The following is a 24,227-nucleotide window of genomic DNA, read 5'->3' on the forward strand; positions in this document are numbered from 1 at the left end:
CGAGAAAAACGGCAACCGGCTTCAATGGGCCGGCGACGGAGAATTGACGGCGCCCGCTGCGGGGCCCGCTGTTGAGGCCTGTGGTGCAGATTGCATGCCAGTACCCATCGCGCTGCCGGCTTTGGTGCTGCCCATGCCGCTGACGGAGCGGCGCACATCGAGATTGCGCGAGACCACCAGCACCACGCGGCGGTTGCGGGCGCGCCCCGCCTCGGTGGCGTTGTCGGCCACCGGCTGAAACTCGCCATAGCCAACCGCCGCCAGACGTCCGGCTTTCACGCCATCCATCTCCAGCATGCGCACCACACTCGCCGCCCGCGCCGAGGACAGTTCCCAGTTGGTCGGGTACTGCGCGGTCTTGATCGGCAGATTGTCGGTGAAGCCTTCGACATGCACCGGGTTCTCGTACGGCGCCAGGATCTTGGCAACCTTTTCGACGATAACGAATGCCTGGTTACGCGGGACCGCATCGCCACTGGGGAACAACAGGCTCGAACTTAGCTCCAGCTCGACCCACAGCTCATTGCCACGCACCAGGACCTGACCGCTTTCGATCAGCTCGCCAAACGTCTGGCGCATGCTCTTGGCGATGTCTTCCAGGGCCTCGGCGGACTCGTCGCGGCCATGCGCCACGTCCTGATCCTCCGGACGCTCGGGAGCGGTGGTCAGCGGGCGCTCTTCGCCGACCGGAATCGGCTTGATCGCCCGATCCGGCTGGTTGAATACGCCGACCAGGGTGTCGGAGAGAATTTTGTATTTGCCCTCGTTGAGCGAGGAGATCGAGTACATCACCACGAAGAAAGCGAACAGCAAGGTGATGAAGTCCGCGTAGGACACCAGCCAGCGTTCGTGATTTTCATGTTCTTCCTGATGACGCCTACGGGGCATGGGCGGACTCCATCAATCCATGAAACCTTGCAGTTTCAGTTCGATGGCGCGCGGGTTCTCGCCCTCGGCGATCGACAAGATGCCTTCCAGGAGCATTTCCCGGTACCGCGCCTGACGCTGCACCACGGCCTTGAGCTTGTTGCCGATCGGCAGCAGCAACAGGTTGGCGAAACCCACGCCGTAAATGGTCGCGACGAACGCCACGGCAATCCCACTGCCGAGCATGCTCGGGTCGGCGAGGTTGCCCATCACGTGAATCAAGCCCATCACTGCGCCGATGATGCCGATGGTTGGCGCGTAACCACCCATGCTTTCAAAGACCTTCGCGGCCTGTAGGTCGCGGCTTTCCTGGGTGTACAAATCGACTTCGAGAATGCTGCGGATCGCCTCCGGCTCGGAGCCGTCGACCAGCAACTGCAAGCCTTTGCGCGCAAACGGATCGGGCTCGGCATCGGCTACCGCCTCAAGGCCGAGCAAGCCTTCCTTGCGGGCGGTCAAACTCCAGCCCACGACCCGGTTGATGCCACCGATCAGATCGATCCGCGGGGGAAAGAGAATCCAGCTGACCGTGCTCATCGCACGTTTGAACACCCGCACCGGCGCCTGCAGAAAAGCCGCGCCCAGGGTGCCGCCGATCACGATCAACGCCGCTGGACCGTTGAGCAGCGCACTCGCATGGCCGCCCTCGAGGTAATTGCCACCGAGAATCGCGACCACCGCGAGAATGATGCCGATCAGGCTGAGGACATCCATCAGCTACACGCCTCGACCAGATGCCGGCCGATGTCATCGAGGGAGTACACGGCGTCGGCCAGATCGGCCTTCACCACCGCCATCGGCATGCCATAGATCACACAGCTGGCCTCATCCTGCGCCCAGACCTGGCTGCCACCTTGCTTGAGCATGCGCGCGCCTTCGCGGCCATCGGCGCCCATGCCGGTGAGGACCACCGCCAGGACTTTGTCGTTGAACGATTTGGCCGCCGAGCCGAAGGTGATATCGACGCTCGGCTTGTAATTGAGTCGCTCATCGCCGGGCAGGATGCGCACCGCACCGCGGCTGTCGACCATCATCTGTTTGCCGCCTGGAGCCAGCAGCGCCAGACCGGGGCGCAGCAGATCACCGTCCTCGGCTTCCTTGACGCGGATCTGGCAGAGCTTGTCGAGGCGTTCGGCGAAGGCCTTGGTGAAAGCCGCCGGCATGTGCTGGATCAGCAGCAGTGGCGCGGGAAAACTCGCCGGCAACTGGCTGAGCACGCGTTGCAAGGCGACCGGCCCGCCGGTTGATGTACCGATTGCGACCAGCCGGTAATTCTTGCGTCGGGGCGCAGGGCTGGTCGGCGCAGCAGGCGCAGCTGCCGATGGTTGGGCTGGCGTCGAGCGGGCCGGCGCCGGACTGGTGCTGCGGTTATAAGCGGTCGCCGAAGTGCTCACCGGAGCAACCGGCGGCAACGGACTGCTGAACTGCCGGCGGTTGCTGCGCGCGATGCTGTGGACTTTCTCGCACAGCAGCTGTTTGACCTTCTCCGGATTACGCGAGATGTCTTCGAAGTTCTTCGGCAGAAAATCCACTGCCCCGGCATCCAGCGCATCGAGGGTGACGCGGGCGCCTTCGTGGGTCAGCGAGGAGAACATCAACACAGGGGTCGGGCAGCGCTGCATGATATGCCGCACGGCCGTGATGCCATCCATCATCGGCATCTCGTAATCCATGGTGATCACATCAGGGCGCAGCGCCAACGCCTGGTCGATAGCCTCGCGGCCATTGGTGGCGGTACCGACAACCTGAATGTTGGTGTCGGCGGAGAGAATCTCCGAGACCCGCCGGCGAAAGAAGCCGGAGTCGTCGACCACCAGGACCTTGACTGCCATAAACACTCCTGCATGCCGCCGCCCGTTGGGGTCGGCGGCCAAATCATCAAATGCGTCGCGCGGCGTAGCGCTTCAGCAAGCTGGGCACGTCGAGAATCAGCGCGATGCGGCCGTCGCCGGTAATGGTCGCTCCGGACATACCCGGAGTGCCCTGGAGCATCTTGCCCAGCGGCTTGATCACTACTTCTTCCTGGCCGACCAGTTGATCGACCACGAAGCCGATGCGCTGGGTACCCACGGAGAGAATCACCACATGGCCTTCGCCCTGCTCTTCGTGAGTGGCGCTCTTGACCAACCAACGCTTGAGGTAGAACAGCGGCAGGGCTTTGTCGCGGACGATCACCACTTCCTGACCATCGACCACGTTGGTGCGCGACAGGTCGAGATGGAAAATCTCGTTGACGCTGACCAGCGGGAAGGCGAAAGCCTGGTCGGCCAGCATCACCATCAGCGTCGGCATGATCGCCAGGGTCAGCGGCACCTTGATGACGATCTTGCTGCCCTGATTCTTGGTCGAGTAGATGTTGATGGTGCCGTTGAGCTGGGCAATCTTGGTTTTCACCACGTCCATGCCAACACCGCGGCCGGACACATCGGAAATCTCGGTTTTGGTCGAGAAGCCCGGCGCGAAGATCAGGTTGTAGCACTCCGACTCGTTCAGGCGGTCGGCGGCGTCCTTGTCCAGCAGGCCCTTTTCCACGGCCTTGGCGCGCAGAACGTCGGGATCCATACCGTTGCCGTCGTCGCTGATCGACAGGAGGATGTGATCGCCCTCCTGCTGAGCAGACAGCACGATGCGCCCGCCGCGGCTCTTGCCTTTGGCTTCACGATCGTCGGGCAGCTCGATACCGTGGTCGACCGAGTTGCGCACCAAGTGCACCAGTGGATCGGCCAATGCCTCGACCAGGTTCTTGTCGAGATCGGTCTCCTCGCCCACCAGCTCGAGGTTGATTTCTTTCTTCAGGTTGCGCGCCAGATCGCGGACCAACCGCGGGAAGCGGCCGAAGACCTTTTTGATCGGCTGCATGCGGGTTTTCATCACCGCCGTCTGCAGATCGGCAGTCACCACATCGAGGTTGGACACGGCCTTGGCCATGCTCTCGTCGGCGCTGTTGGCGCCCAGGCGCACCAGGCGGTTACGCACCAGCACCAGTTCGCCAACCATGTTCATGATTTCGTCGAGGCGCGCAGTGTCGACCCGTACGGTGGTTTCCGCTTCGCTGCTAGCGGCTACTTTGTCGCTCGGCGCTGCTGGCGCGCTACGGGGCGCGAGGGCTTTGACTTCGGCCTGCGGTTCGGATTTTGGCGTCGCCGGCTTGGGCGCCGCCGGCGCAACCACCGCCGGCTTAGCCACCGCAACGGCGACATCTCCGTCCTCAGCTGGAGCGGTGAACTTGCCCTTGCCATGTAACTGGTCGAGCAGCGCTTCGAATTCATCGTCGCTGATCAGCTCACCTGCCGGGCCCACTGCTGGTGCTGGCGTCGGCGCTTGCACCGCAGTCGGCTCTACCACCGCCTCGGCAGCGAACTTGCCTTTGCCGTGCAGTTGATCGAGCAGTGCTTCGAATTCGTCGTCGTTGATTTCATTGCTGACTGCGGCAGGCGCAACCGGCGCTTCGACGACTGCCGCCGCGGCGGCGGCGAGGCCGGTACCAGCGAACTGGCCCTTGCCATGCAGTTGGTCGAGTAGCGCTTCAAACTCGTCGTCGCTGATTTCGTCCCCGCAGGCCGCGGGTGCAGTTTCCGGTCGAGCAGGAGGCTCGTCGCCGAGCGCATCGAGCAGTTGCTCAAACTCGCTGTCGGTGATGTCACCCGTCGGCTCGGCCACTGCCGCAACAGCAGGCGCAGCCACCGCTACCGACGGCGCGGCTTGCGGTTCGGCCAGGCGCGCCAAGGCGGCCAGCAGTTCCGGCGATGCCGGCGTCAGTTCGACGCGCTCACGCACCTCGGTGAACATGCCGTTGACCGCATCCAGGGCTTCGAGCACTACGTCCATCAGTTCCGAATCAACGCGTCGCTCACCCTTGCGCAGGATGTCGAAGACGTTCTCGGCGATGTGGCAGCACTCCACCAGTTCGTTTAGCTGGAGAAAACCGGCGCCGCCTTTGACGGTATGGAACCCGCGAAAGATGGCATTGAGCAGATCCGCATCATCAGGACGGCTTTCCAGCTCGACCAGTTGCTCGGATAACTGCTCCAGAATCTCGCCGGCCTCAACCAGGAAGTCCTGGAGGATTTCTTCATCGGCGCCGAAGCTCATTCACGTGCTCCCTAAAAACCTAGGCTGGATAGCAGATCGTCGACATCGTCCTGACCGGATACAACGTCATCACGCTTATCGGCATGAATCTGCGGACCTTCACCCCGGGATGAATTTTTTTGTTGTTTTTGTTCGGCACGGACAGTGTCGACGCTGTGTTCGATGCCGGCGAAACGGTCGACACTGCTGGCCATCAGCATCAGTTTGAGCAGATCGGCCTCGACTTCGGTCACCAGTTGCGTGACGCGCTTGATCACCTGACCGGTGAGGTCCTGGTAGTCCTGCGCCAACATGATGTCGTTGAGATTGGCCGAGAGCTTTTGCGTATCACGCTCGCTGCGCGCAAGGAACAGCTCGATACGTTTGGCCAGTTCGCGGAACGCATCGGCGCCCAACTCGCGGCGCATGAAACGCCCCCAGTCGGCACTCAAGCTCTGCGCTTCGTCGCCCAGATCGTTGACCAGCGGCGCGCTCTGCTCGACCAGGTCCATGGTGCGGTTGGCCGCCCGCTCGGTCATGGTCACCACGTAGTTCAGACGCTCGGTAGCGTCGGTGATCTGCGAGACTTCCTGGGCATGCGGCATGCGCGGGTCGAGCTGGAAGTTGACGATCGAGTTGTGCAACTCGCGCGTCAGCTTGCCGACCTCCTGGTACAGGCCGCGATCGCGCGCCTTGTTGAGCTCGTGAATGAGCTGCACGGCGTCGCCGAAGTTGCCTTTTTCGAGACTTTCGACCAGCTCGCGGGCATGGGTTTTCAGGGTCGACTCAAGGTCACCCAGTGGGGATTCGTTGTGATCCATAGTGCCCTCGCGGCGAAGATCAGCCGTTGACGCGCTCGAAGATCTTTTCGATCTTTTCCTTCAGGACTTGAGCCGTGAACGGTTTGACGACATAGCCGTTTACCCCGGCCTGGGCCGCCTCGATGATCTGATCGCGTTTGGCTTCGGCCGTGACCATCAGCACCGGCAGGTGCTTGAGGCGCTCGTCGGCGCGTACCGCGCGTAGCAGGTCGATGCCAGTCATGCCCGGCATGTTCCAGTCGGTCACCAGAAAGTCGAAATTGCCGCTTTGCAGCATCGGTAGTGCGCTGGTGCCATCGTCCGCCTCGGACGTGTTGGTGAAGCCCAGATCACGCAAGAGGTTCTTGATGATCCGTCGCATCGTCGAGAAATCGTCAACGATGAGGATTTTCATGTTTTTGTCCAAGTCGACCTCCGGTCAGTCTTAAAACGCCCCCGCCCGGGAAAGCGTCAATCAATCGTGCAACTGCAAATTTTCAGCGCGCGCGCCACTCGCCCAAACGTGCGCGCAGACGCGCTGCGCACTGGCTATGCAACTGGCTGACCCGCGACTCGCTGACCCCCAGCACTTCGCCGATTTCCTTGAGATTGAGTTCTTCGTCGTAATACAGCGACAACACCAGCTTCTCGCGCTCCGGCAACTTGGCAATGGCGTCCGCCAGGGCCCCCTGGAAGCGTTCGTCTTCCAGTTCTCGTGCAGGTTGTGAGTGGGTACTTTCGGCGTCTTCAGCCAGCTCGCCATGTTCGCCGTCCTGGAGCAGGTCGTCGAAACTGAATAGGCGGCTGCCCAAAGTGTCGCCAAGAATGCCGTAGTAATCTTCGAGACTCAATTGGAGTTCGGCCGCAACCTCCTGATCTTTAGCGTCGCGTCCGGTTCGCGCTTCAATTTTCCGGATTGCGTCGCTGACCATGCGGCTGTTGCGGTGCACTGAGCGCGGTGCCCAGTCGCCTTTGCGCACCTCGTCGAGCATCGAGCCGCGGATGCGGATGCCGACGAATGTCTCGAAGCTCGCGCCTTTGCTGGCATCGTATTTCTTCGAGGCCTCGAGCAGGCCGATCATCCCTGCCTGGATCAAATCCTCGACCTGCACATTGGCTGGCAAACGGGCCAGCAAGTGGTAGGCGATGCGCTTGACCAACGGCGCATATTGTTCGATCAGCTGGTGCTGGGCATCACGAGCCTGTGCCTTGTAGTACATACGCAGTCCAGTGGTTGCGGTCATATGGCCGATTCGGTGGACGGATGCTTGACCAGACGTTCGACGAAGAATTCCAGATGGCCGCGCGGATTGGCCGGAAGCGGCCAGCTATCGACTTTCTGGGCGATCGACTTGAACGCCAGGGAGCACTTCGAGCGCGGGAAGGCTTCATAAACCGCGCGTTGTTTCTGTACGGCTTTGCGCACCGATTCGTCATAGGGCACGGCGCCGACATACTGCAACGCGACGTCGAGGAAGCGATCGGTGACCTTGGTCAGTTTGGCGAACAGATTGCGACCTTCCTGCGGGCTGTGGGCCATGTTGGCCAGCACCCGGAAGCGGCTCATGCCGTGGTCGCGGTTGAGCAGTTTGATCAGCGCATAGGCATCGGTGATTGAGGTCGGCTCGTCGCAAACCACCACCAGCACCTCCTGGGCGGCGCGCACGAAGCTGACTACCGCATCGCTGATGCCGGCAGCGGTATCGACGATCAGGACGTCGAGGTTGTCGCTGATCTCACTGAATGCCTGGATCAGCCCGGCGTGCTGCATGGGCGTCAACTGCACCATGCTCTGCGTGCCGGAAGCCGCGGGTACCACGCGGATGCCGCCGGGCCCCTGAATGATCACGTCGCGCAGATCGCACGTGCCATCGATCACATCGGCCAGGGTGCGCTTGGCGGTCAGGCCCAGCAGCACATCAACGTTGGCCAAGCCAAGGTCGGCGTCCATCAGCATTACCCGGCGACCGAGGTCGGCCAGGGCCAGGGACAGGTTCACCGAGACGTTGGTCTTGCCAACGCCGCCCTTGCCACCGGTCACTGCGATCACCTGTACGGGGTGCATTGCCATGTTATTTCCACACCTTGTAATGCTTCATTTGACTGCTTCCCTTGCGGCCATCGAAATATCTAGCCAACGCGCCGTTCAGCGCCTTGATAGAGGCCGGCAAACATCTCGGCCATGACGTCTTCGCTCGGCTCATCCGGCGTTTGCAGGCTGACCGCACGACTCACCAGTTGATGGCTGCGCGGTACCTGTAAGTCATCGGGAATGCGCGGGCCATCGGCCAGATAAGCTACCGGTAACTGCTGACCGATAGCCAGCCCTAGAACCTCACCCAGATTCGCCGCTTCATCCACCTTGGTGATGATGCAGCCCACCAGCCCGCAGCGTTTGTAGCTATGGTACGCCGCCTTGAGCACCTGACTCTGGCTGGTCGCCGCCATCACCAGATAATTCCGCGATTTGATGCCACGCGCCGCCAGGCTTTCCAGCTGCAGACGCAGGGCCGGATCGTTGGCCGGCAGGCCGGCGGTATCGATCAACACCATGCGCTTGCGCGCCAGCGGCGTCAGGGCCTGAGTCAGCGAGTGATCCGGGTCGACCTGGGTTACCGAGACGTTGAGGATGCGCCCGAGGGTCTTCAGCTGTTCCTGCGCGCCAATCCGGAAGCTATCCATGCTGACCAAGGCGACATTTTGCGCGCCGTACTTGAGCACGTAGCGTGCCGCGAGCTTGGCCAGGGTGGTGGTTTTGCCCATGCCGGCCGGACCGACCAGGGCAATCACCCCACTCTCTTCCAGCGGCTCCAGCTTCGGCGTGCGAATCGCCTGGGCCAGATGGGCGAGCAACATGCGCCAAGCCTGGCGCGGCTCGTTGATATTGGCGACGCGCTCCAGCAGGTTGCGCGACAGCTCGGCGGGCAGGCCCATACGTTGCAGACGCCGCCAGAGGCTGGCCTGCTGCGGACGACGGTTCTGCATCTGCCCCCAGGCCATGGAACCCAGTTGCACCTCGATCAATTCCCGCAGACTGCTCATCTCGGAGCGCATGGCGTCCAGGGCACGTTGATCGGTGGCGACCGGCGCAGCGACAGGCGCTACCGGCAGCGGGCGCTCCAGATGCACCGGCGTGGCCGAGAGCTCGGGAGCGACCAAGGATTCGTTGGCAAACAGCTGACCGTCTTTCTTCAGCGCTTCACCCTTCTCGCGCAACACCAGCTCTGCCTGCGCCGAGGCGATCTTCGCCTGAGTCTTGCGCAGCTCGGCTTCCAGCGCCGGGTTGGGCTGCACCGGCGCCGCCGGCATTTGATAATCCAGGGCGGCAGTCAATTCGACACCGCCAGCAACCCGACGGGTGCCGATGATCGACGCATCGGCGCCCAGCTCATCGCGAACCAGTTTCATGGCTTGGCGCATATCGGCAGCGAAAAAGCGTTTGACTTGCATGGCCTGGACCTCAGTTCTGTCCGACGGTGGCGACAATAGTTACCTGCTTGTTGTCAGGGATTTCCTGGTAGGCCAGCACGTGCATGTTCGGCACGGCCATCCGGGCAAACCGCGACAGCATCGCCCGGACCGGACCGGCTACCAGCAATATCGCCGGCTTGCCGAGCATTTCCTGACGCTGGGCGGCGTCCACCAAGGAACGCTGCAACTTCTCAGCCATGCCAGGTTCGAGGAGGATTCCATCCTCGGCACCTTGACCGGCCTTCTGCAAGCTATTGAGCAATATCTGTTCCAACCTTGGTTCCAGGGTGATCACAGGCAGCTCCGGCTCTAGTCCCACAAGGCTTTGCACGATTGCGCGGGCCAGCGCGACACGCACTGCAGCGATCATCGCGGCGGGATCTTGACTCTTGCCGGCGACGTTGGAGATGGCCTCGGCGATCGAACGGATGTCGCGCACCGGCACTTGTTCTTGCAGCAGCGCCTGCAGGACTTTCAGCAGCGTCGACAGCGAAATCATTCCCGGCACCAGCTCTTCAGCCAGCTTCGGCGAGTTTTTCGCCAGCACCTGCAACAGTTGCTGGACTTCCTCGTGGCCGAGCAGCTCATGGGCGTGCTTATGCAGAACCTGGTTGAGATGAGTGGCGACCACCGTGCTGGCGTCCACCACCGTGTAACCGAGCGATTGCGCCTGGTCGCGCTGGGCGACGTCGATCCACACCGCTTCGAGGCCGAACGCCGGATCTTTGGCGGCCACGCCGTTGAGCGTGCCAAACACCTGACCGGGATTGATCGCCAACTCGCGATCGGGATAGACCTCGGCTTCGGCCACGCTGACGCCCATCAGCGTCAAACGGTAGGCGTTCGGCTGCAGGTCGAGGTTGTCGCGGATATGCACCGAGGGCATCAGGAACCCCATCTCTTGCGAGAGCTTCTTGCGGACCCCTTTGATCCGCGCCAGCAGCTGGCCGCCCTGGTTGCGGTCGACCAGCGGAATCAGCCGGTAACCCACTTCGAGGCCGACCATATCCACTGGAGTGACGTCGTCCCAACCCAGCTCCTTGATTTCCTGGGCCTTGTGCGCCGGCAGTAATTCTTGCTGGCGCTGCACTTCCTGTTCGGCCACGTGTTTGGCCTGATTCTGCCGATTGGCGATCCAGTAAGCCGCGCCGCCGGCAATGGCGCCGAGGCTGATAAACGACAGGTGCGGCATGCCCGGCACCAGGCCCATGGCGATGAGGATCGCCGCCGACACCGCCAGCGCCTTGGGCGAGGCGAACATTTGCCGGTTGACCTGCTGGCCCATGTCTTCGGAGCTGGACACCCGGGTGACCATGATCGCCGCCGCGGTGGACAGCAGCAGCGAGGGGATCTGCGCCACCAGACCGTCACCGATGGTCAACAAGGCGTAAACCTTGCCCGCATCGCCAAAGCTCATCTGGTGCTGGAAGATGCCGATAGCCATTCCGCCGATTAGGTTGATGAACAGAATCAGCAGACCGGCCACCGCGTCACCGCGCACGAATTTACTGGCACCGTCCATCGAACCGTAGAAGTCGGCTTCCTGAGCCACTTCGGTACGACGCTTCTTGGCTTCTGGCTGATCGATCAAACCGGCGTTAAGGTCGGCGTCGATGGCCATTTGTTTACCGGGCATGGCGTCCAGGGTGAAACGCGCGCTGACCTCGGAAATCCGCCCGGCACCCTTGGTGACCACCACGAAGTTGATGATCATCAAGATCGCGAACACCACGATACCGACCACGTAGTTGCCGCCGATCACCACATCGCCGAACGCCTGGATCACTTTACCGGCGGCGTCGTGGCCGTTCTGCCCATGCAGCAGCACTACGCGGGTGGAGGCGACGTTAAGCGCCAGGCGCAGCAAGGTAGCGACCAGCAGGATGGTCGGGAACACCGCGAAATCCAGCGGCCGCAGCGCGTAGACGCTGACCAGCAGGACGACAATCGACAGGGCGATGTTGAAGGTGAACAGTACGTCGAGGAGGAACGGCGGCACCGGCAGCATCATCATGCCGAGCATCGCCAGCAGCAGCAGCGGCACGCCAAGACTGCCCTGGCGCAAGCCCGCCAGATTGGTGCGCATGTTGCCGATCAACTGTGAACGATCTACTGCCACGTCCTAACCCCGACTAACCATTCTTTTGACGCCGACAGGCGCTTTTCAGAAGGTATGGCAAGAAGCATTCCAACTCGTCAGGGGGCGGGTGAAATAGGGTTGGGCGTAGCGCGGAGTTGCGTCGTGCGGGTGGTCGTAGGTTGGGCTGAGCTCCGCGATGCCCAACGTCGGAGTCCGGCGTGGTCACGGTGTTGCGGCTCGGCACCGCCTGTTGGGCATCGTCGCGGGCTCCTCAGCCCAACCTACAATCGCGGGTCCTCCCGCGACGAGGCGATCACTCGTCGCGGCGCAGATCCGGCGGTATTGGCAGGTCGTTCAGCGGCGTCGGGCGTTTGCCTTTGCCGGTCTGGAACTGGCGCAGCTGGTAGACATAGGCCAGGACTTGGGCGACGGCCAGATAGAGGCCTGCGGGGATCTCCCGGTCCAGCTCAGTGGAGTGATACACCGCCCGCGCCAGGGCCGGCGATTCGAGGATCATGACCTTGTGCTCTTGGGCGATCTCGCGGATTTTCAACGCCATGAAATCGCCACCCTTGGCCAGCAACACCGGCGCCGCGCCTTTGCTCGGGTCGTATTTGAGCGCCACGGCGAAGTGCGTCGGGTTGGTGATCACCACGTCGGCCTGCGGGACCGCAGCCATCATCCGCCGCTCGGACATCTCGCGCTGCATCTGCCGGATCCGCTGTTTGACCTCGGGCTTGCCTTCGCTGTCCTTGTACTCGTCGCGCACTTCCTGCTTGGTCATCATCAGCTTCTGCTTGTTGTCCCAGAGCTGAAACGGCACATCCACCGCGGCAATCAGGATGATCCCGCAGGACATCCACAGGGCGCTCCAACCGACCACCTGCACGCTGTGCAAAATCGCCATATCCAGCGGCTCCTGGGCAATCGCCAGCAACGCATCGCGATCGCTGGACAGCACCGCCAACGCCACCAGCAGCACCACCAGGAACTTCGCCAAGGCCTTGACCAACTCGATCAACGCCTTGGCCGAGAACATCCGCTTGAGCCCGGCCAGCGGATCCATGCGACTGAACTTGGGCTGCAACGCCTCCATGGAGAACAGCCAGCCACCCAGAGCAATCGGACCGAGGATAGAGGCAATCAGCAAAGTAACGAACAATGGCACCAGCGCTTCGATCGCCATTTTTCCCGACGCCATCAGCCACAGGCCCATGGACTGCTCGTTGAGCAACACCTCACGCGACAGGCTGAAATTGGCACGCATGACCTGCATCATCATGTCGGCCAAGCTGCCGCCAGTGGCCAGCAAGCCACCAGTGCCCGCCAACAGAATGGCCAGCGTGTTGAGCTCGCGGGACCGCGCGATCTGACCCTTTTCACGTGACTCGCGTCGCCGCTTCTCTGTGGGTTCCTCGCTCTTGTCGGCGCCGCTTTCGCTCTCGGCCATCAGCGCGGACTCCTCATCAGCGCGCCTGGGCCATGTCGCGCAGCAATTGCAGCGCTTCGCTGGCCAGCGATTGGTATTGGGCAAGGATGTCGGCCAAGCCGATCCAGACGATCACCAGGCCGACCACCAGAGTCAGTGGAAAGCCGATGGAGAAGATGTTCAGCTGCGGCGCGGCTCGGGTCATCACGCCGAAGGCCAGGTTGACGATCAATAGCGCAGTGATCGCCGGCAATACCAGCAACAGCCCGGCGCCGAGTACCCAGCCGAGTTTGTTGGCGATCTCCCAATACTGCGCAGTCAGAAAACCGCCGCCGACCGGCAGGGTGGTGAAGCTCTCGGCCATGATCTCGAGCACCACCAAATGGCCGTTCATGGCCAGAAACAGCAGGGTCACCAGCATGGTGAAAAACTGCCCGATCACCGCTACCGATACGCCATTGGTGGGGTCGACCATCGAGGCGAAACCCAACCCCATCTGCGTGGCGAGAATCTGCCCGGCAATCACGAACGCATGGAAAAACAGCTGCAGGGTGAAGCCGAGCATAGCGCCGATCAGCACTTCCTGGGCGATCAACACGAACACCTGCAGACTGATCGAATCGACGCTCGGCATCGGCGGCAAGGTCGGCATGATCACCACGCAAATGGCCAGCGCCAGGTACAAGCGCACGCGCATCGGCACCAACTGGGTACCGATGATCGGCATGGTCATGAGCAGCGCGGCGATGCGGAACAGGGGCAGGACGAAGCTGCTAACCCAGCCGCCAATCTGCGCATCGGTGAGCTCGAACACGGCTAGCCGATCAACTGCGGAATGTTCTGGATCAGGCCCTGGGTGTACTCCATCAACTGACGAATCATCCAGGGACCCAGGACGATCAGGGTGATGAGAATCACCATGAGGCGCGGCAGGAAGCTCAGGGTTTGTTCGTTGATCTGCGTGGCGGCCTGGAACATCGCCACCAGCAGACCGACCAACAGGCTCGGTACAACCAGGATGGCGACCATCAGGGCGGTCAGCCACAGCGCTTCACGGAACAGGTCTACGGCTACTTCGGGAGTCATCGCAGAGCCTCCTACACGCCGCCGAAACTGCTGGCCAAGGTGCCGATAATCAGCGCCCAGCCATCGATCAAGACAAACAGCATGATCTTGAACGGCAGGGAAATGATCAGCGGCGACAACATCATCATGCCCATCGCCATCAGAATGCTGGACACCACCAGATCGATCACCAGGAATGGAATGAAGATCATGAAACCAATCTGGAAGGCGGTCTTCAGCTCCGAGGTGATGAACGCCGGTACCAAGATCGTCAGCGGCGCCTGGTCCGGGCTGGCGATGTCGGTGCGCTTGGACAGGCGCACGAACAACTCAAGATCGGAAGTGCGGGTCTGCGCCAGCATGAAGTTCTTCAGCGGCACTTCGGCCTTGTTGAGCGCCTCCTGTGGCGGCATCTGCTCGTTCAGGTAGGGCTGCAGGGCATCGCGGTTAATCTGTTCGAATACCGGCGCCATGATGAACATGGTCAGAAACAGCGCCATGCCGGTGAGAATCTGGTTCGACGGCGTCTGCTGCAGGCCCAAGGCCTGACGCAGGATCGAGAAGACGATGATGATCCGCGTGAAGCTAGTCATCAGCATGACGAATGCCGGAATGAAGCTCAGCGCTGTCATGATCAGCAGGATCTGCAGGCTGACCGAGTATTCCTGCTGCCCTTCCGGGTTGGTCGCCAGGGTGATTGCCGGGATCGACAACGGATTGTCGGCTCCCACGGCTATCGGCGCGGCAAATACTAGCGGCGCGCCCAGAACCAGCAGCAGCGCCACGGCAAAACGCATCGCTGTGCTCACGGCTTACCCTTCTGCTCGCGGCCCAAGAGCTTCGCCAACTGCAGGGCGAAGTCAGCGGATGCCGGTTCGCCGGCAGCGCTCACCACCGGTTCGGCGAGGACATGCAGGGGCGTGATGCGCCCGGCGCTGAGGCCGAGCAGCACTTGTTCGCTACCGACTTCCACCAGCACCAGCCGATCACGCGGGCCCAACGCCTGGGTGGCGACGATCTTGATAATCTGGCCGCCGCGCGGGGCCATCTGCTGGACCCGGCGCATCAGCCAGGCGAGCAGGAAAATCAGGCCGATCACCAACAACAAGCCCAGCAGCAACTGCACTAACTGCCCACCGATGCCGCTGCTGACGACTGGCGCGGCGGCCGGCTCGGCAGCCTGGGCAAGCAACGGCAGACCGCCCAGCACGGCGGCGAGGAATACCGCGCGCATGCTCAGCGCAGCTTCTTGATGCGTTCGCTCTGACTGATCACATCAGTCAGACGGATACCGAACTTCTCGTTGACCACCACCACCTCGCCATGGGCGATCAGCGTGCCGTTGACCAGCACATCGAGCGGCTCACCGGCCAGGCGGTCGAGCTCGATCACCGAGCCCTGGTTGAGTTGCAGCAGGTTGCGGATGGTGATTTCGGTATTGCCGACTTCCATGGAAATCGACACCGGAATATCAAGAATCACATCCAGGTTGGGGCCATCGAGGCTGACCATCTGGTTATTCTTCGGCGAGCTGCCGAATTCTTCCATGGGTGCCAGCGGTGCGGCAGGCTTGGCTGGGGTGGCGGCGGCCGGGGTGGCAAACATCGCGTCGATGTCGTCCTGGCTGGCATCGCCGGATTCAGACAGGGCCGCGGCCCACTCATCGGCCAGTGCCTGTTCCTCGGGAGTAGTGTTTTCGTCTGCCATGGGATCGGTCCTCGGCTGGCTGGAATGGTTTATCCCCTCGCCGCCTGGGCCAGAGGATGAAGTGGATTAACGCTGACGCTCGATGGCCTCGAGAATCTGGAACGCCAAGTTGCCTTTATGCGCACCCAGCTTGGCCTTGAAGGCCGGCACGCCGTTGGCGCGCATGGTCACGACATCGGCCATTTCCACCGGGATCACATCGCCCGGCTGCATGTGCAGGATGTCGCGTACCTTGAGCTGGCGGCGCGCCACGGTGGCGCTGAGCGGTACGCTGACATCGAGGATGTCCTCGCGCAGGGCCTTGACCCAGCGCTCGTCCTGATCGTCGACATCGGACTGGAAGCCCGCATCGAGCATGTCGCGGATCGGCTCGATCATCGAATACGGCAAGGTCACGTGCAGGTCGCCGCCACCGCCGTCCAATTCGATATGGAAGGTCGACACGACCACCACCTCGCTGGGGCTGACGATGTTGGCCAGGGCCGGGTTCACTTCCGAGTTGATGTACTCGAAATTGACGTCCATCACCGCGTGCCAGGCTTCCTTGAGGTCGACGAAGGCCTGGTCGATGACCATGCGCACCACACGCAGCTCGGTGGGGGTGAATTCGCGGCCCTCGATCTTGGCGTGACGGCCGTCGCCGCCGAAGAAATTGTCGACCAGCTTGAACACCAGCTTGGCGTCGAGAATGAACAGCCCGGTGCCGCGCAGCGGCTTCATCTTCACCAGATTGAGGCTGGTCGGGACGTAGAGCGAGTGCACGTATTCGCCGAACTTCATCACCTGCACACCGCCCACCGCCACGTCCGCCGAACGACGCAGGAGGTTGAACATGCTGATGCGCGTGTAACGGGCGAAGCGCTCGTTGATCATTTCCAGGGTGGGCATGCGCCCACGGACGATGCGGTCCTGGCTGGACAGGTCATAGCTCTTGATACTGCCCGGCTCGGCGGCATCATCGGCTTCGACCAGACCATCGTCGACGCCATGCAACAGGGCGTCGATTTCATCCTGGGAAAGCAGATCTTGTACGGCCATGCGAGCCTCTTACTGCAACACGAAATTGGTGAACAACACTTGCTCGACGACCGTATGCCCGGTCTCCTTCTTCGCCAACTCCTGCACGCTGGCGGTGGCCTGCTGGCGCAGCATTTCCTTGCCCACCGGCGTGGTCAGGGCAGTGAAATCCTGACCGGAAAACAGCATCACCAGGTTGTTGCGCAGCACCGGCATATGCGCCTTGAGTGCGCTCAGCTGCGCTGGGTCACGGGCCATCAGGGCAACACTGACCTGCATGTAGCGCTGCCGACCGTCCTGCTTGTAATTGACCACAAAGGCCGGCGCCAGCTGCTCGTAGAGTGCCGGCTGCTTCTGCGGCGTTGCGCTTTCGCTGCTGGCCGCCGTGCTTTCCTCAGCCTTGGCATCGCCTTTGTTGAGGAAGAACCAGGTACCGGCGACCGATCCGCCAATGGCCAGCAGAAACACCACGGCGATCAGGACGATCAGCTTGAGTTTGTTTGCCGGTTTTGCGTCGTTACCGGGGAGTAACGCTGCCGGGTCTGTCTTAGCCATGCCAATAATCCGTCATTGTTCGGAGATTTGTGGGCGTTTGCCGGGATTGAGCAAGTGTTATGCCAGCTTGCCCGCAGCAGCGCGAAGGGCCAGCGGATATATCAGGCCGGCTACGGCCTGTCATCCACTATTACTTGGCGAGTGCCGCGCTGTGCGCTGATCACGGCCAAGGGCCGCTCCTACGATTGAACGGACTGAAGCGGCCCGGCCATCAACCGTTGGAACGGCCACCCCACTCAGGCGTAGTAATCGACCAGGCTGCGGCCGCCACTGCCAGACGTCGAACGGATTTCACTCATGCCCAGCGAGATCTCTTCCTCGCCGCCGCGCAGGTTGTGGCCGCCGCGGAACTGCGAAGCGCCTCGCTCGCTGTCACCGCCCTGCCCCTGCCCGCCGCGATTTAGCGACTGGTCGGAGACGCTGACATCGAGCGTGTTCATGCCCTGCTGGGTGAACATCTCGCGCAGCTTATGCATCTGCCCTTCCAGGGCGTCGCGTACGCCGGCGTGGGGACTGGCGAAGGTCACTTGGGTCTGATCGTCCTTGGAGATATCGATGCGCACCTCCAGACGGCCGAGCTCGGCTGGATTGAGCTGGATCTCGGCCGACTTGAGGTTCTGGCTGGACAGCCACATCACCCGGTCGACGACCGCTTCGCTCCAATTGCCTTGCTGCATGGCGACCGGCTGACCGGGCACCAGCGCGGCTCGCTGACTCGGCGAGTTCTGCTGGATGGACTGGCTCAGCGCATTCAGCTTACTGGCAAAATTATCGCTGCGTAGGTCGCTCGGGCTGTCGCTCAGGGTTTCCAGACTGTCGCCAGCCAACTCGTCGAGCGGCAACTCGGTTTCCAGCTGGCCTTCCTCCTTGAGCGCACTGGCATCGCTGAACGCGGCTATCGCAGCGGCGAAGCCCTGCACACTGTTGGCTATCGCTGGGCTGTTGCCGGTCTGCGTCGATGACTGGCCTGCGGACTGCGCTTTGCCGTCGAGACCGAGCACCAGATTGACGGCTGCCACTTCGTTCAGCGCATCGATCTGCGGATCATGGCTGGCCTCGGTCATGCTGGCGGGACCGGAAGCCGTCAGGTTGAGCGTCGCGGGCAGCATCAGCGCGGCGGCCTGCTCAGCGTCGACAACGACTTCCGGCGCGCTGTCTGCCGCCGGCGGTTGTCCGATCAAACCCGGCAGCGGACTGGGATCGACCGCCACGGGGTCGGTCGGCAAGGGTTTGCCGCTATCGGCAACTACCGACTCGGCACCGGCAACCACGGCAACCGGGTCGTCGCCCCCGTCCCTGGCCTCGTTGGCTGCCTTGGCCTTCTCGCTTTTCGCTTTGGCCGCCTCGTCGTTACGCTCGGCGGCTTTCGCCTGGCGCTCCTTTGCATACACCTGAGCGAAGCTGGAAGCCTCGTTCTTGCGCGGTTCCGCGCTGTTATCCGGGGCTTTCGTGGTGTGTGCTCGGGGCTTTACTTCAGGTGCCGACTTGAGCAGCAGGTCGGTGGCAACAGCCATAGGCACTCTCCGTTAGGGATGGGTCGTGCCTGGGATATAGCAAGGCTCGGGCCAGCTTTTCGATGCCGGCAAACGAGGGGACTGGGAGCGCTAACTAACGCAGCTGATAGCGCTGGCGTTCGACCTTGCAGAGGATGCGCACGATGGCGAACTCGCGCTCGATCTGCTCGATGACCGCCGGCGCCTGGTCCAATCGCTCCTGGCGGGCCAGGTCTTCGAGCTGCTTGCACAGGCCTGCCAGCAAACGGGCGCCCATATTGCTGCAGCTGCCCTTGAAGCTGTGCGCGGCCAAGCGCATCGCTTGCGCATCGGCGTGCTGCGAGGCCGCCTGCAACGAGCGCAGGCGTTCTTCGGAATCAGCCAAGAAGGTATCCAGCAGCAGCGGATATTCGTCTTCCATGACGTCTTGCAAGGCCAACAGCACATTGCTGTCGAGATGCGACTCAGCCACCGTCTCTCTCCCTGATGATGTGGCGTGATTATGCCTGAGAAGCGCGGATTACTCAGACCAGCGGAATTTTACGCAGATCACTCGCCCGTCATCGGTCCAGGAACAGTGCTCGACCAGCTCGCGAACCAGCCGCAAACCGCGGCCGCTAAAGCTACTCGGCGCTTGATGCTGCAGCAGCTCGGCGGCGAAATCGAAACCGCTGCCGCTGTCTTCGACGCGCACTTCCAGGCAGCCACCGCTGGCATCCGGCTGCACGTGCAGATGAAAGCGCACAAAACCCTGATCCAAATTGGCCAGCCGCGCACTGCGCTCGCGGTAATAGTCGGCGAAGCCATCGGCATCGCGCTTACGGGTCGAATCCAGACCCATCACGCCGTGCTCCAGGGCATTCGAATACAGCTCGGCGAGCACGCTGTAGAGCGCTCCGCCTTGGGCGCGCAGCCCGCGTACTTCGAGGAGCAACTGCAAGAGAAACGGCAGTGGATTGAAACGGCGCAAGGTCTCGGCACGGAATTCGAAGCTCGCCGCCCAGTCCAACGGGCTGCTCTGGCCGCTGTCGACAAAGGCCAGCGGCGGGCGCGGCAGGTCGGCATCGTCGACCAGGCGCACCTCGATCATGCTGATGTCGTCCTGCGCCTCGCCGCGAAAGCGGGTCAGGGCCTGCTGGACTTCCGCGAACAGCTGCTCGGGCTCGTGATTGGCGGCGAGCACCGCTTGCAGACGCTCGTCGCCAAACATCCGCCCCTCACCGTCCTGCGCCTCGAGGACCCCATCGGAAAGCAGGAACAAGCGGTCATCCAGCTCCAGCGGATAAATCTCGCAGGCATCGCTGAAGGCCTCCGGCTCCAGCACGCCCAACGGTAGATGGCGCGACACCAACGGCACCCGCTCGCCACCTTGGCGCAGCAGATAGCCGTCTGGCAGACCGCCGTTCCAGACCTTCAGAGTGCGCCGCTGGAAACTGATATTCACCAGCATGGCGCAGCAGAACACCCCGCGCGGCAGGATGCGTTTGAGCTTGGCATTCATCTCGCGAAGGATTTCGGTCATGGAATGGCCCTTGGCGGTCATCCCATAAAACACCTCGGCCAGCGGCATTGCGCCAATCGCCGCCGGCAGGCCGTGGCCGGTGAAGTCGCCAAGCAGCACGTGCATACCGCCAGAAGGCTTGTAGGCGGCCAACAGCAAATCACCGTTGAACAACGCGTAAGGCGATTGCAGATAGCGGATGTTCGGCGCGTCGAGGCAACCGGAGTGCGCCACCTTGTCGAACACCGCCTTGGCGACCCGCTGCTCGGACAACAAGTGCTCGTTGTGCCGGGCGATCAGGTCGCGCTGTTCCAGCATGGTGGCCTGTAAGCGGCGCAGGCGGTCCATGGCGTTGATCTTGGCTTCGAGGATCACCCGGTTGTAGGGCTTGGCGAGAAAGTCGTCGCCGCCGGCCTCCAGGCAGCGCACCAGCGCTTCGCCCTCGGTCAGCGAGGTGAGGAAGATGATCGGCACCAGCGCTTCGCCGGCGGATTGCTTGATGCGCCGAGCGGCTTCGAAGCCATCCATCACCGGCATCAACGCGTCCATCAGGACCATGTCCGGGCGTTCCTGCTCGAACAGGGCGACCGCTTCCAGGCCGTTGCCGGCGGTGAGCACACGGTGCCCCTGGCGATTGACGATGGTCGACAGCAGCATGCGATCGGCGGCGTTGTCCTCGGCGATCAGAATGGACAGACGCGTAGACATGGGCTCAGGCGATCTTGAACAGTTGCTCGAAATTGGAAATGGCGAGGATCTTGCGAACGTCCGGATTGCAGTTCACCAGACGAATCTGCGCATGGTCGCCACCGGCGTGATCACGCAGCAGGAGCAGCATGCCGAGCGCCGAACTGTCGAGGTAGGTGGTGCCCTCGAGGTCGATGACATAGCGCTTGGGCGAGCTGCTCACCCGCTCGTAGGCGTCGCGAAATTCTTGATGGGCACCGAAGTCGAAACGCCCCTGAATCGAAATGGTCAGCTCCTGGCCATCGGTCGAGGGTTGCGCGGTGATCGCCATATGGAACTCCTTAGTGCGACGGAAAATTCGGGTAACACGGGTGGAAGATTTAGCACTCAGCGCCGATGCCGGCAACCACTGCCGACATATTCCTGCGCGGTTCCCTCGCGCCTGACACGCTTGGCGGTGATCGACCTCGCCAGTTCTGCCCTATGCGCTACTGCTCATGCTGCCTGAGACGCTGCGACAGTTCATCGAGCAAGCGTTGCTCGCGCTTGTCGGCAGCCAGGCGTGCCTCGTCCTGATAACGCTGCACCAGCTTGCGCAGGCCCTCCAGGCGCGCATAGCGCTGTTGCCAGACTTCGCGCGCCTTGCTCAGGTTATCGCGGTGCCAGGTGGTGCTTTGCCGCTGCTGTCCGATTGCGGTTTCCAGTTGCGACAGAAAGCGTTGGTAGTTCATCAGCCATTGCCCGGAAACGCCGCGCTGGCCTTCAGTGATCCATTGTTGCTGGTAGTCGGCGCGAAACCGCTCGAGCTCACCCAGCTTGGCCTCCGCCTGGCTGAGCAACCCTTGCAACTTCCCCAGCTGGCGCGCCGCTTCGCGCTCGGCACGCTCGGCCATCTCGATGACCGGCTGCAGACGCTTGGCGCGACTGAGGGTCATGGCTGTTCCCACCGTAGCCCGGATGCAATCCGGGGCATGGCGTTGCACGCGCTCCCGGATTGCATCCGGGCTACGGACTGAGCGCAGGTTGCAGGGTGGATGTCGCTTTGCACATCCACCACTGCAGTGGTGGAAAACGCTGCGCGGTTTTCCACGGGGTGGCCATCCACCCCACGGGGCCGATGCGTAGGGCGGGTGCAACCCGCCGAAGACCACATTGCGCGGGTCGCACCCGTCCTACGGCTGTTCGCCAAGTCTCAGTCCCCCTTAACCGGCCCGAAAACCCCGGTCAACTGGGCCGAGCTCTGTGCCAAGCTTTCGCTTTGCCGCAAGCCTTGGCGCAAGTACTGCTGCATCGCCGGCAAACGGGCGATAGCCAGATCGGTGTCCGGATCGCCGCCCGGCGCATAGGCACCAACGCTGATCAGATCGCGACTCTGCTGATAGCGCGACCACAGTTGTTTGAAGCGCTGCGCCTGGCGCATGTGCTCCTCGCTAACCACTTGCGGCATGACCCGGCTGATCGAGGCTTCGATATCAATGGCCGGATAGTGACCTTCCTCAGCCAGTCGCCGCGACAGTACGAAGTGCCCATCGAGCACACCCCGCGCGGCGTCGGCGATCGGGTCTTGCTGGTCATCACCTTCAGACAGCACGGTGTAGAACGCGGTGATCGAGCCGCCGCCCTCCTCCGCATTACCGGCGCGCTCGACCAGCTTGGGCAGCTTGGCGAATACCGAGGGCGGATAGCCCTTGGTCGCCGGCGGCTCGCCGATGGCCAGGGCGATTTCGCGCTGCGCCTGGGCGTAGCGGGTCAGCGAGTCCATCAGCAGCAGGACGTTCTTGCCCTTGTCGCGGAAATATTCGGCGATCCGCGTGCAATACATCGCGGCGCGCAAACGCATCAGCGGCGCATCGTCGGCGGGCGAAGCGACCACCACCGAGCGCTTGAGGCCTTCCTCGCCGAGGATGTGCTCGATGAATTCCTTGACCTCGCGGCCCCGCTCGCCGATCAGCCCGACGACGATGATTTCCGCCTCGGTGAAGCGCGTCATCATCCCCAGCAGCACCGATTTGCCCACGCCGGTACCGGCGAACAGGCCGAGACGCTGGCCACGGCCGACCGTCAACAAACCGTTGATGCTGCGGATACCGACGTCTAGCGGCTCGCTGATCGGATGGCGTTTGAGCGGGTTGATGGTTGGGCCGTCCATCGGCACCCAGTCTTCGGCGCGCATCCGGCCTTTGCCGTCCAGCGCATTGCCGGCGCCATCCAGCACCCGGCCGAGCATGCTCATGCCCATCGGTAAGCGGCCGGTATCCGGTAGCGGCACCACGCGGGCACCCGGCGCGATGCCGGCGAGGCTGCCGACCGGCATGAGGAAGATTTTATTGCCGGAAAAACCCATCACTTCGGCCTCGACCTGCACCGGGTGATAGTCGCCATCGTTGATCACCAGGCAGCGGCTACCCGCCGCGGCGCGCAGGCCCTCGGCTTCCAGAGTCAAGCCGACCATGCGCAGCAGGCGGCCTTCGACCACCGGCTGGGCGGGCAACTGCACGGCATCGGCGTAGCCGGCCAGGCGCTTGGTAAAACTGGTGCGCTCAAGACGCATGCGCGGCTTCCCGGCTGCCCGACTCGGCGCCCAGATCGATGCCGATGTCGGCTGGCAATGGATGCACCGCCTGTTCGCGCTGCTGTTCGAAGAGCTGCTGGATGGCTTGGTTCAGACGCGTCTCGATGCTCGCATCGATGCGGCTGTGCTCGGTCTCGATGCGGCAGCCACCGGGCAACAGCGCTTCGTCCTCGAGAATCCGCCAGCTCTCTTCATGGCGGTCGCGCAGGGCTTTGACCACCGCGAAATCCTGCGGATTGATATGGATGCGGATGTTGCCGGCACCCATCGGCAGCAGCTTGAGCGCCTCGCGCAGCACATGACGGATCTGGCTGGAGTCGCTAACCAACTCGCGCTGGATGACCTGACGCGCCATGTGGCTGACCAGATTGACGAGCATCCGCTCAAGCTCCAGATCCTGCTCGGCAATCGGCTCGAACAACTGCTGCATGACGCTTTCCAGGCTACCGAGCTTGGCGGCCAGGGCCACATCGGCTTCCTGTTTGGCCCGCAGCTGGCCGGCGCGAAAGCCGTCTTTTTCGCCGGTCGCCAGACCTTCGTTGTAGGCGTCCTGGCGGATCGCTTCGAGTTCGTCCAACGTCAACGGTTTGACCGCTTCGAGCGGGACTTCTTCGCTCTGCGCGATTTCGCTCGCTTCGCTAGGTTCCGCCGTCTCGCTGGCGGCTGGCACGTCCTCAGCGACAGCCTGCTCGATTTCCGCGTCGAAGCTCGGCAAAGCCCAGCGATCGAAGGCGCTGACGTCCTTGGCACGAATCAGTTCGCTGGGGGTGTCCTTGGTCGACATGGTTTGGGTTCGCTTGTGATTTGTTTTCGGCCGATCTATCGCGTGTTGGGCATCGCTGCGCTCAGCGC

General features: G+C 62.5%; 25 protein-coding genes. All 25 read right to left on the reverse strand.

All coding sequences use genetic code 11. The annotated features are described in order from the left end of the window. Nucleotides 1-21: 21 nt before the first annotated feature. On the reverse strand, nt 22-888 hold the full coding sequence (motD, locus tag NVV93_RS12080; protein WP_258250890.1) for a flagellar motor protein MotD: 867 nt from the start codon (nt 886-888) through the stop codon (nt 22-24). 12 nt (nt 889-900) lie between these two features. Beyond that, nucleotides 901-1,641: a flagellar motor protein gene (locus NVV93_RS12085; protein WP_258250891.1), complete on the reverse strand. Its 741-nt coding sequence runs from the start codon at nt 1,639-1,641 to the stop codon at nt 901-903. After that, entirely contained in the window at nt 1,641-2,759 is a 1,119-nt protein-coding gene (locus NVV93_RS12090; protein WP_258250892.1) for a chemotaxis response regulator protein-glutamate methylesterase, read from the reverse strand. The genes NVV93_RS12085 and NVV93_RS12090 overlap by 1 nt, the downstream gene beginning before the upstream one ends. A 46-nt stretch (nt 2,760-2,805) precedes the next feature. Then, nucleotides 2,806-5,019 (reverse strand): chemotaxis protein CheA, encoded by a 2,214-nt coding sequence (locus NVV93_RS12095; RefSeq protein WP_258250893.1) that lies wholly within the window; start codon nt 5,017-5,019, stop codon nt 2,806-2,808. Between the two features lie 11 nt (nt 5,020-5,030). After that, the gene (locus NVV93_RS12100) at nt 5,031-5,819 is read right to left on the reverse strand and encodes a protein phosphatase CheZ (RefSeq protein WP_258250894.1); all 789 of its coding nucleotides are present in this window, start codon (nt 5,817-5,819) and stop codon (nt 5,031-5,033) included. Between the two features lie 19 nt (nt 5,820-5,838). Beyond that, entirely contained in the window at nt 5,839-6,213 is a 375-nt protein-coding gene (locus tag NVV93_RS12105; protein WP_258250895.1) for a chemotaxis response regulator CheY, read from the reverse strand. An 82-nt stretch (nt 6,214-6,295) separates the two neighbouring features. Next, complete coding sequence (gene fliA / locus NVV93_RS12110) at nt 6,296-7,042, reverse strand: RNA polymerase sigma factor FliA (RefSeq protein WP_258250896.1); 747 nt, start codon at nt 7,040-7,042, stop codon at nt 6,296-6,298. Continuing rightward, on the reverse strand, nt 7,039-7,869 hold the full coding sequence (gene fleN, locus NVV93_RS12115) for a flagellar synthesis regulator FleN (protein WP_258250897.1): 831 nt from the start codon (nt 7,867-7,869) through the stop codon (nt 7,039-7,041). Before fleN ends, fliA begins: the two co-directional genes overlap by 4 nt. 59 nt (nt 7,870-7,928) lie before the next feature. After that, nucleotides 7,929-9,248, reverse strand: coding sequence for a flagellar biosynthesis protein FlhF (gene flhF, locus NVV93_RS12120; RefSeq protein ID WP_258250898.1), 1,320 nt, complete (start codon nt 9,246-9,248; stop codon nt 7,929-7,931). 10 nt (nt 9,249-9,258) lie between these two features. Next, complete coding sequence (flhA, locus tag NVV93_RS12125; RefSeq protein WP_258250899.1) at nt 9,259-11,355, reverse strand: flagellar biosynthesis protein FlhA; 2,097 nt, start codon at nt 11,353-11,355, stop codon at nt 9,259-9,261. A gap of 307 nt (nt 11,356-11,662) precedes the next feature. After that, nucleotides 11,663-12,799, reverse strand: coding sequence for a flagellar biosynthesis protein FlhB (gene flhB, locus NVV93_RS12130; RefSeq protein WP_258250900.1), 1,137 nt, complete (start codon nt 12,797-12,799; stop codon nt 11,663-11,665). 16 nt (nt 12,800-12,815) lie between these two features. After that, complete coding sequence (gene fliR / locus NVV93_RS12135) at nt 12,816-13,592, reverse strand: flagellar biosynthetic protein FliR (protein WP_258250901.1); 777 nt, start codon at nt 13,590-13,592, stop codon at nt 12,816-12,818. 2 nt (nt 13,593-13,594) lie between these two features. Continuing rightward, a complete protein-coding gene (gene fliQ / locus NVV93_RS12140) occupies nt 13,595-13,864 on the reverse strand; it encodes a flagellar biosynthesis protein FliQ (protein ID WP_258250902.1) in 270 nt (89 codons plus the stop codon). An 11-nt stretch (nt 13,865-13,875) separates the two neighbouring features. Next, nucleotides 13,876-14,640: a flagellar type III secretion system pore protein FliP gene (fliP, locus tag NVV93_RS12145; RefSeq protein WP_258254355.1), complete on the reverse strand. Its 765-nt coding sequence runs from the start codon at nt 14,638-14,640 to the stop codon at nt 13,876-13,878. Between the two features lie 8 nt (nt 14,641-14,648). Next, nucleotides 14,649-15,077 carry a flagellar biosynthetic protein FliO gene (fliO, locus tag NVV93_RS12150; RefSeq protein WP_258250903.1) on the reverse strand — a complete coding sequence of 143 codons (429 nt, stop codon included), beginning with the start codon at nt 15,075-15,077 and terminating at the stop codon, nt 14,649-14,651. A 2-nt stretch (nt 15,078-15,079) separates the two neighbouring features. Next, complete coding sequence (fliN, locus tag NVV93_RS12155; protein WP_258250904.1) at nt 15,080-15,550, reverse strand: flagellar motor switch protein FliN; 471 nt, start codon at nt 15,548-15,550, stop codon at nt 15,080-15,082. 66 nt (nt 15,551-15,616) lie between these two features. Then, nucleotides 15,617-16,588, reverse strand: a complete 972-nt coding sequence (gene fliM / locus NVV93_RS12160; protein WP_258250905.1) for a flagellar motor switch protein FliM — start codon at nt 16,586-16,588, stop codon at nt 15,617-15,619. Between the two features lie 9 nt (nt 16,589-16,597). Then, complete coding sequence (fliL, locus tag NVV93_RS12165; protein WP_258250906.1) at nt 16,598-17,122, reverse strand: flagellar basal body-associated protein FliL; 525 nt, start codon at nt 17,120-17,122, stop codon at nt 16,598-16,600. Between the two features lie 236 nt (nt 17,123-17,358). Next, nucleotides 17,359-18,636, reverse strand: a complete 1,278-nt coding sequence (locus NVV93_RS12170) for a flagellar hook-length control protein FliK (protein WP_258250907.1) — start codon at nt 18,634-18,636, stop codon at nt 17,359-17,361. A 94-nt stretch (nt 18,637-18,730) separates the two neighbouring features. Continuing rightward, a complete protein-coding gene (locus tag NVV93_RS12175; RefSeq protein WP_258250908.1) occupies nt 18,731-19,087 on the reverse strand; it encodes an Hpt domain-containing protein in 357 nt (118 codons plus the stop codon). Between the two features lie 48 nt (nt 19,088-19,135). Then, nucleotides 19,136-20,824, reverse strand: coding sequence for a fused response regulator/phosphatase (locus NVV93_RS12180; RefSeq protein WP_258250909.1), 1,689 nt, complete (start codon nt 20,822-20,824; stop codon nt 19,136-19,138). A gap of 4 nt (nt 20,825-20,828) precedes the next feature. After that, nucleotides 20,829-21,134 (reverse strand): STAS domain-containing protein, encoded by a 306-nt coding sequence (locus NVV93_RS12185; RefSeq protein ID WP_258250910.1) that lies wholly within the window; start codon nt 21,132-21,134, stop codon nt 20,829-20,831. Nucleotides 21,135-21,291: 157 nt separating this feature from the next. Beyond that, complete coding sequence (gene fliJ / locus NVV93_RS12190) at nt 21,292-21,738, reverse strand: flagellar export protein FliJ (protein ID WP_258250911.1); 447 nt, start codon at nt 21,736-21,738, stop codon at nt 21,292-21,294. A gap of 257 nt (nt 21,739-21,995) precedes the next feature. Then, nucleotides 21,996-23,354 (reverse strand): flagellar protein export ATPase FliI, encoded by a 1,359-nt coding sequence (gene fliI, locus NVV93_RS12195; protein ID WP_258250912.1) that lies wholly within the window; start codon nt 23,352-23,354, stop codon nt 21,996-21,998. After that, nucleotides 23,344-24,159: a flagellar assembly protein FliH gene (gene fliH, locus NVV93_RS12200; RefSeq protein ID WP_258250913.1), complete on the reverse strand. Its 816-nt coding sequence runs from the start codon at nt 24,157-24,159 to the stop codon at nt 23,344-23,346. Before fliH ends, fliI begins: the two co-directional genes overlap by 11 nt. Nucleotides 24,160-24,227: the final 68 nt, after the last annotated feature.

The organism is Pseudomonas sp. LS44 (genome assembly GCF_024730785.1).
Lineage (GTDB): Bacteria > Pseudomonadota > Gammaproteobacteria > Pseudomonadales > Pseudomonadaceae > Aquipseudomonas.

What these genes read in the sequence shown, in the direction of transcription:
- motD (WP_258250890.1), bottom strand. Translation starts at nt 888, where the DNA reads ATGCCCCGTAGGCGTCATCAGGAAGAACATGAAAATCACGAACGCTGG.
- NVV93_RS12085 (WP_258250891.1), bottom strand. Translation starts at nt 1,641, where the DNA reads ATGGATGTCCTCAGCCTGATCGGCATCATTCTCGCGGTGGTCGCGATT.
- NVV93_RS12090 (WP_258250892.1), bottom strand. Translation starts at nt 2,759, where the DNA reads ATGGCAGTCAAGGTCCTGGTGGTCGACGACTCCGGCTTCTTTCGCCGG.
- NVV93_RS12095 (WP_258250893.1), bottom strand. Translation starts at nt 5,019, where the DNA reads ATGAGCTTCGGCGCCGATGAAGAAATCCTCCAGGACTTCCTGGTTGAG.
- NVV93_RS12100 (WP_258250894.1), bottom strand. Translation starts at nt 5,819, where the DNA reads ATGGATCACAACGAATCCCCACTGGGTGACCTTGAGTCGACCCTGAAA.
- NVV93_RS12105 (WP_258250895.1), bottom strand. Translation starts at nt 6,213, where the DNA reads ATGAAAATCCTCATCGTTGACGATTTCTCGACGATGCGACGGATCATC.
- fliA (WP_258250896.1), bottom strand. Translation starts at nt 7,042, where the DNA reads ATGACCGCAACCACTGGACTGCGTATGTACTACAAGGCACAGGCTCGT.
- fleN (WP_258250897.1), bottom strand. Translation starts at nt 7,869, where the DNA reads ATGGCAATGCACCCCGTACAGGTGATCGCAGTGACCGGTGGCAAGGGC.
- flhF (WP_258250898.1), bottom strand. Translation starts at nt 9,248, where the DNA reads ATGCAAGTCAAACGCTTTTTCGCTGCCGATATGCGCCAAGCCATGAAA.
- flhA (WP_258250899.1), bottom strand. Translation starts at nt 11,355, where the DNA reads ATGCGCACCAATCTGGCGGGCTTGCGCCAGGGCAGTCTTGGCGTGCCG.
- flhB (WP_258250900.1), bottom strand. Translation starts at nt 12,799, where the DNA reads ATGGCCGAGAGCGAAAGCGGCGCCGACAAGAGCGAGGAACCCACAGAG.
- fliQ (WP_258250902.1), bottom strand. Translation starts at nt 13,864, where the DNA reads ATGACTCCCGAAGTAGCCGTAGACCTGTTCCGTGAAGCGCTGTGGCTG.
- fliP (WP_258254355.1), bottom strand. Translation starts at nt 14,640, where the DNA reads ATGCGTTTTGCCGTGGCGCTGCTGCTGGTTCTGGGCGCGCCGCTAGTA.
- fliO (WP_258250903.1), bottom strand. Translation starts at nt 15,077, where the DNA reads ATGCGCGCGGTATTCCTCGCCGCCGTGCTGGGCGGTCTGCCGTTGCTT.
- fliN (WP_258250904.1), bottom strand. Translation starts at nt 15,550, where the DNA reads ATGGCAGACGAAAACACTACTCCCGAGGAACAGGCACTGGCCGATGAG.
- fliM (WP_258250905.1), bottom strand. Translation starts at nt 16,588, where the DNA reads ATGGCCGTACAAGATCTGCTTTCCCAGGATGAAATCGACGCCCTGTTG.
- fliL (WP_258250906.1), bottom strand. Translation starts at nt 17,122, where the DNA reads ATGGCTAAGACAGACCCGGCAGCGTTACTCCCCGGTAACGACGCAAAA.
- NVV93_RS12170 (WP_258250907.1), bottom strand. Translation starts at nt 18,636, where the DNA reads ATGGCTGTTGCCACCGACCTGCTGCTCAAGTCGGCACCTGAAGTAAAG.
- NVV93_RS12180 (WP_258250909.1), bottom strand. Translation starts at nt 20,824, where the DNA reads ATGTCTACGCGTCTGTCCATTCTGATCGCCGAGGACAACGCCGCCGAT.
- NVV93_RS12185 (WP_258250910.1), bottom strand. Translation starts at nt 21,134, where the DNA reads ATGGCGATCACCGCGCAACCCTCGACCGATGGCCAGGAGCTGACCATT.
- fliJ (WP_258250911.1), bottom strand. Translation starts at nt 21,738, where the DNA reads ATGACCCTCAGTCGCGCCAAGCGTCTGCAGCCGGTCATCGAGATGGCC.
- fliI (WP_258250912.1), bottom strand. Translation starts at nt 23,354, where the DNA reads ATGCGTCTTGAGCGCACCAGTTTTACCAAGCGCCTGGCCGGCTACGCC.
- fliH (WP_258250913.1), bottom strand. Translation starts at nt 24,159, where the DNA reads ATGTCGACCAAGGACACCCCCAGCGAACTGATTCGTGCCAAGGACGTC.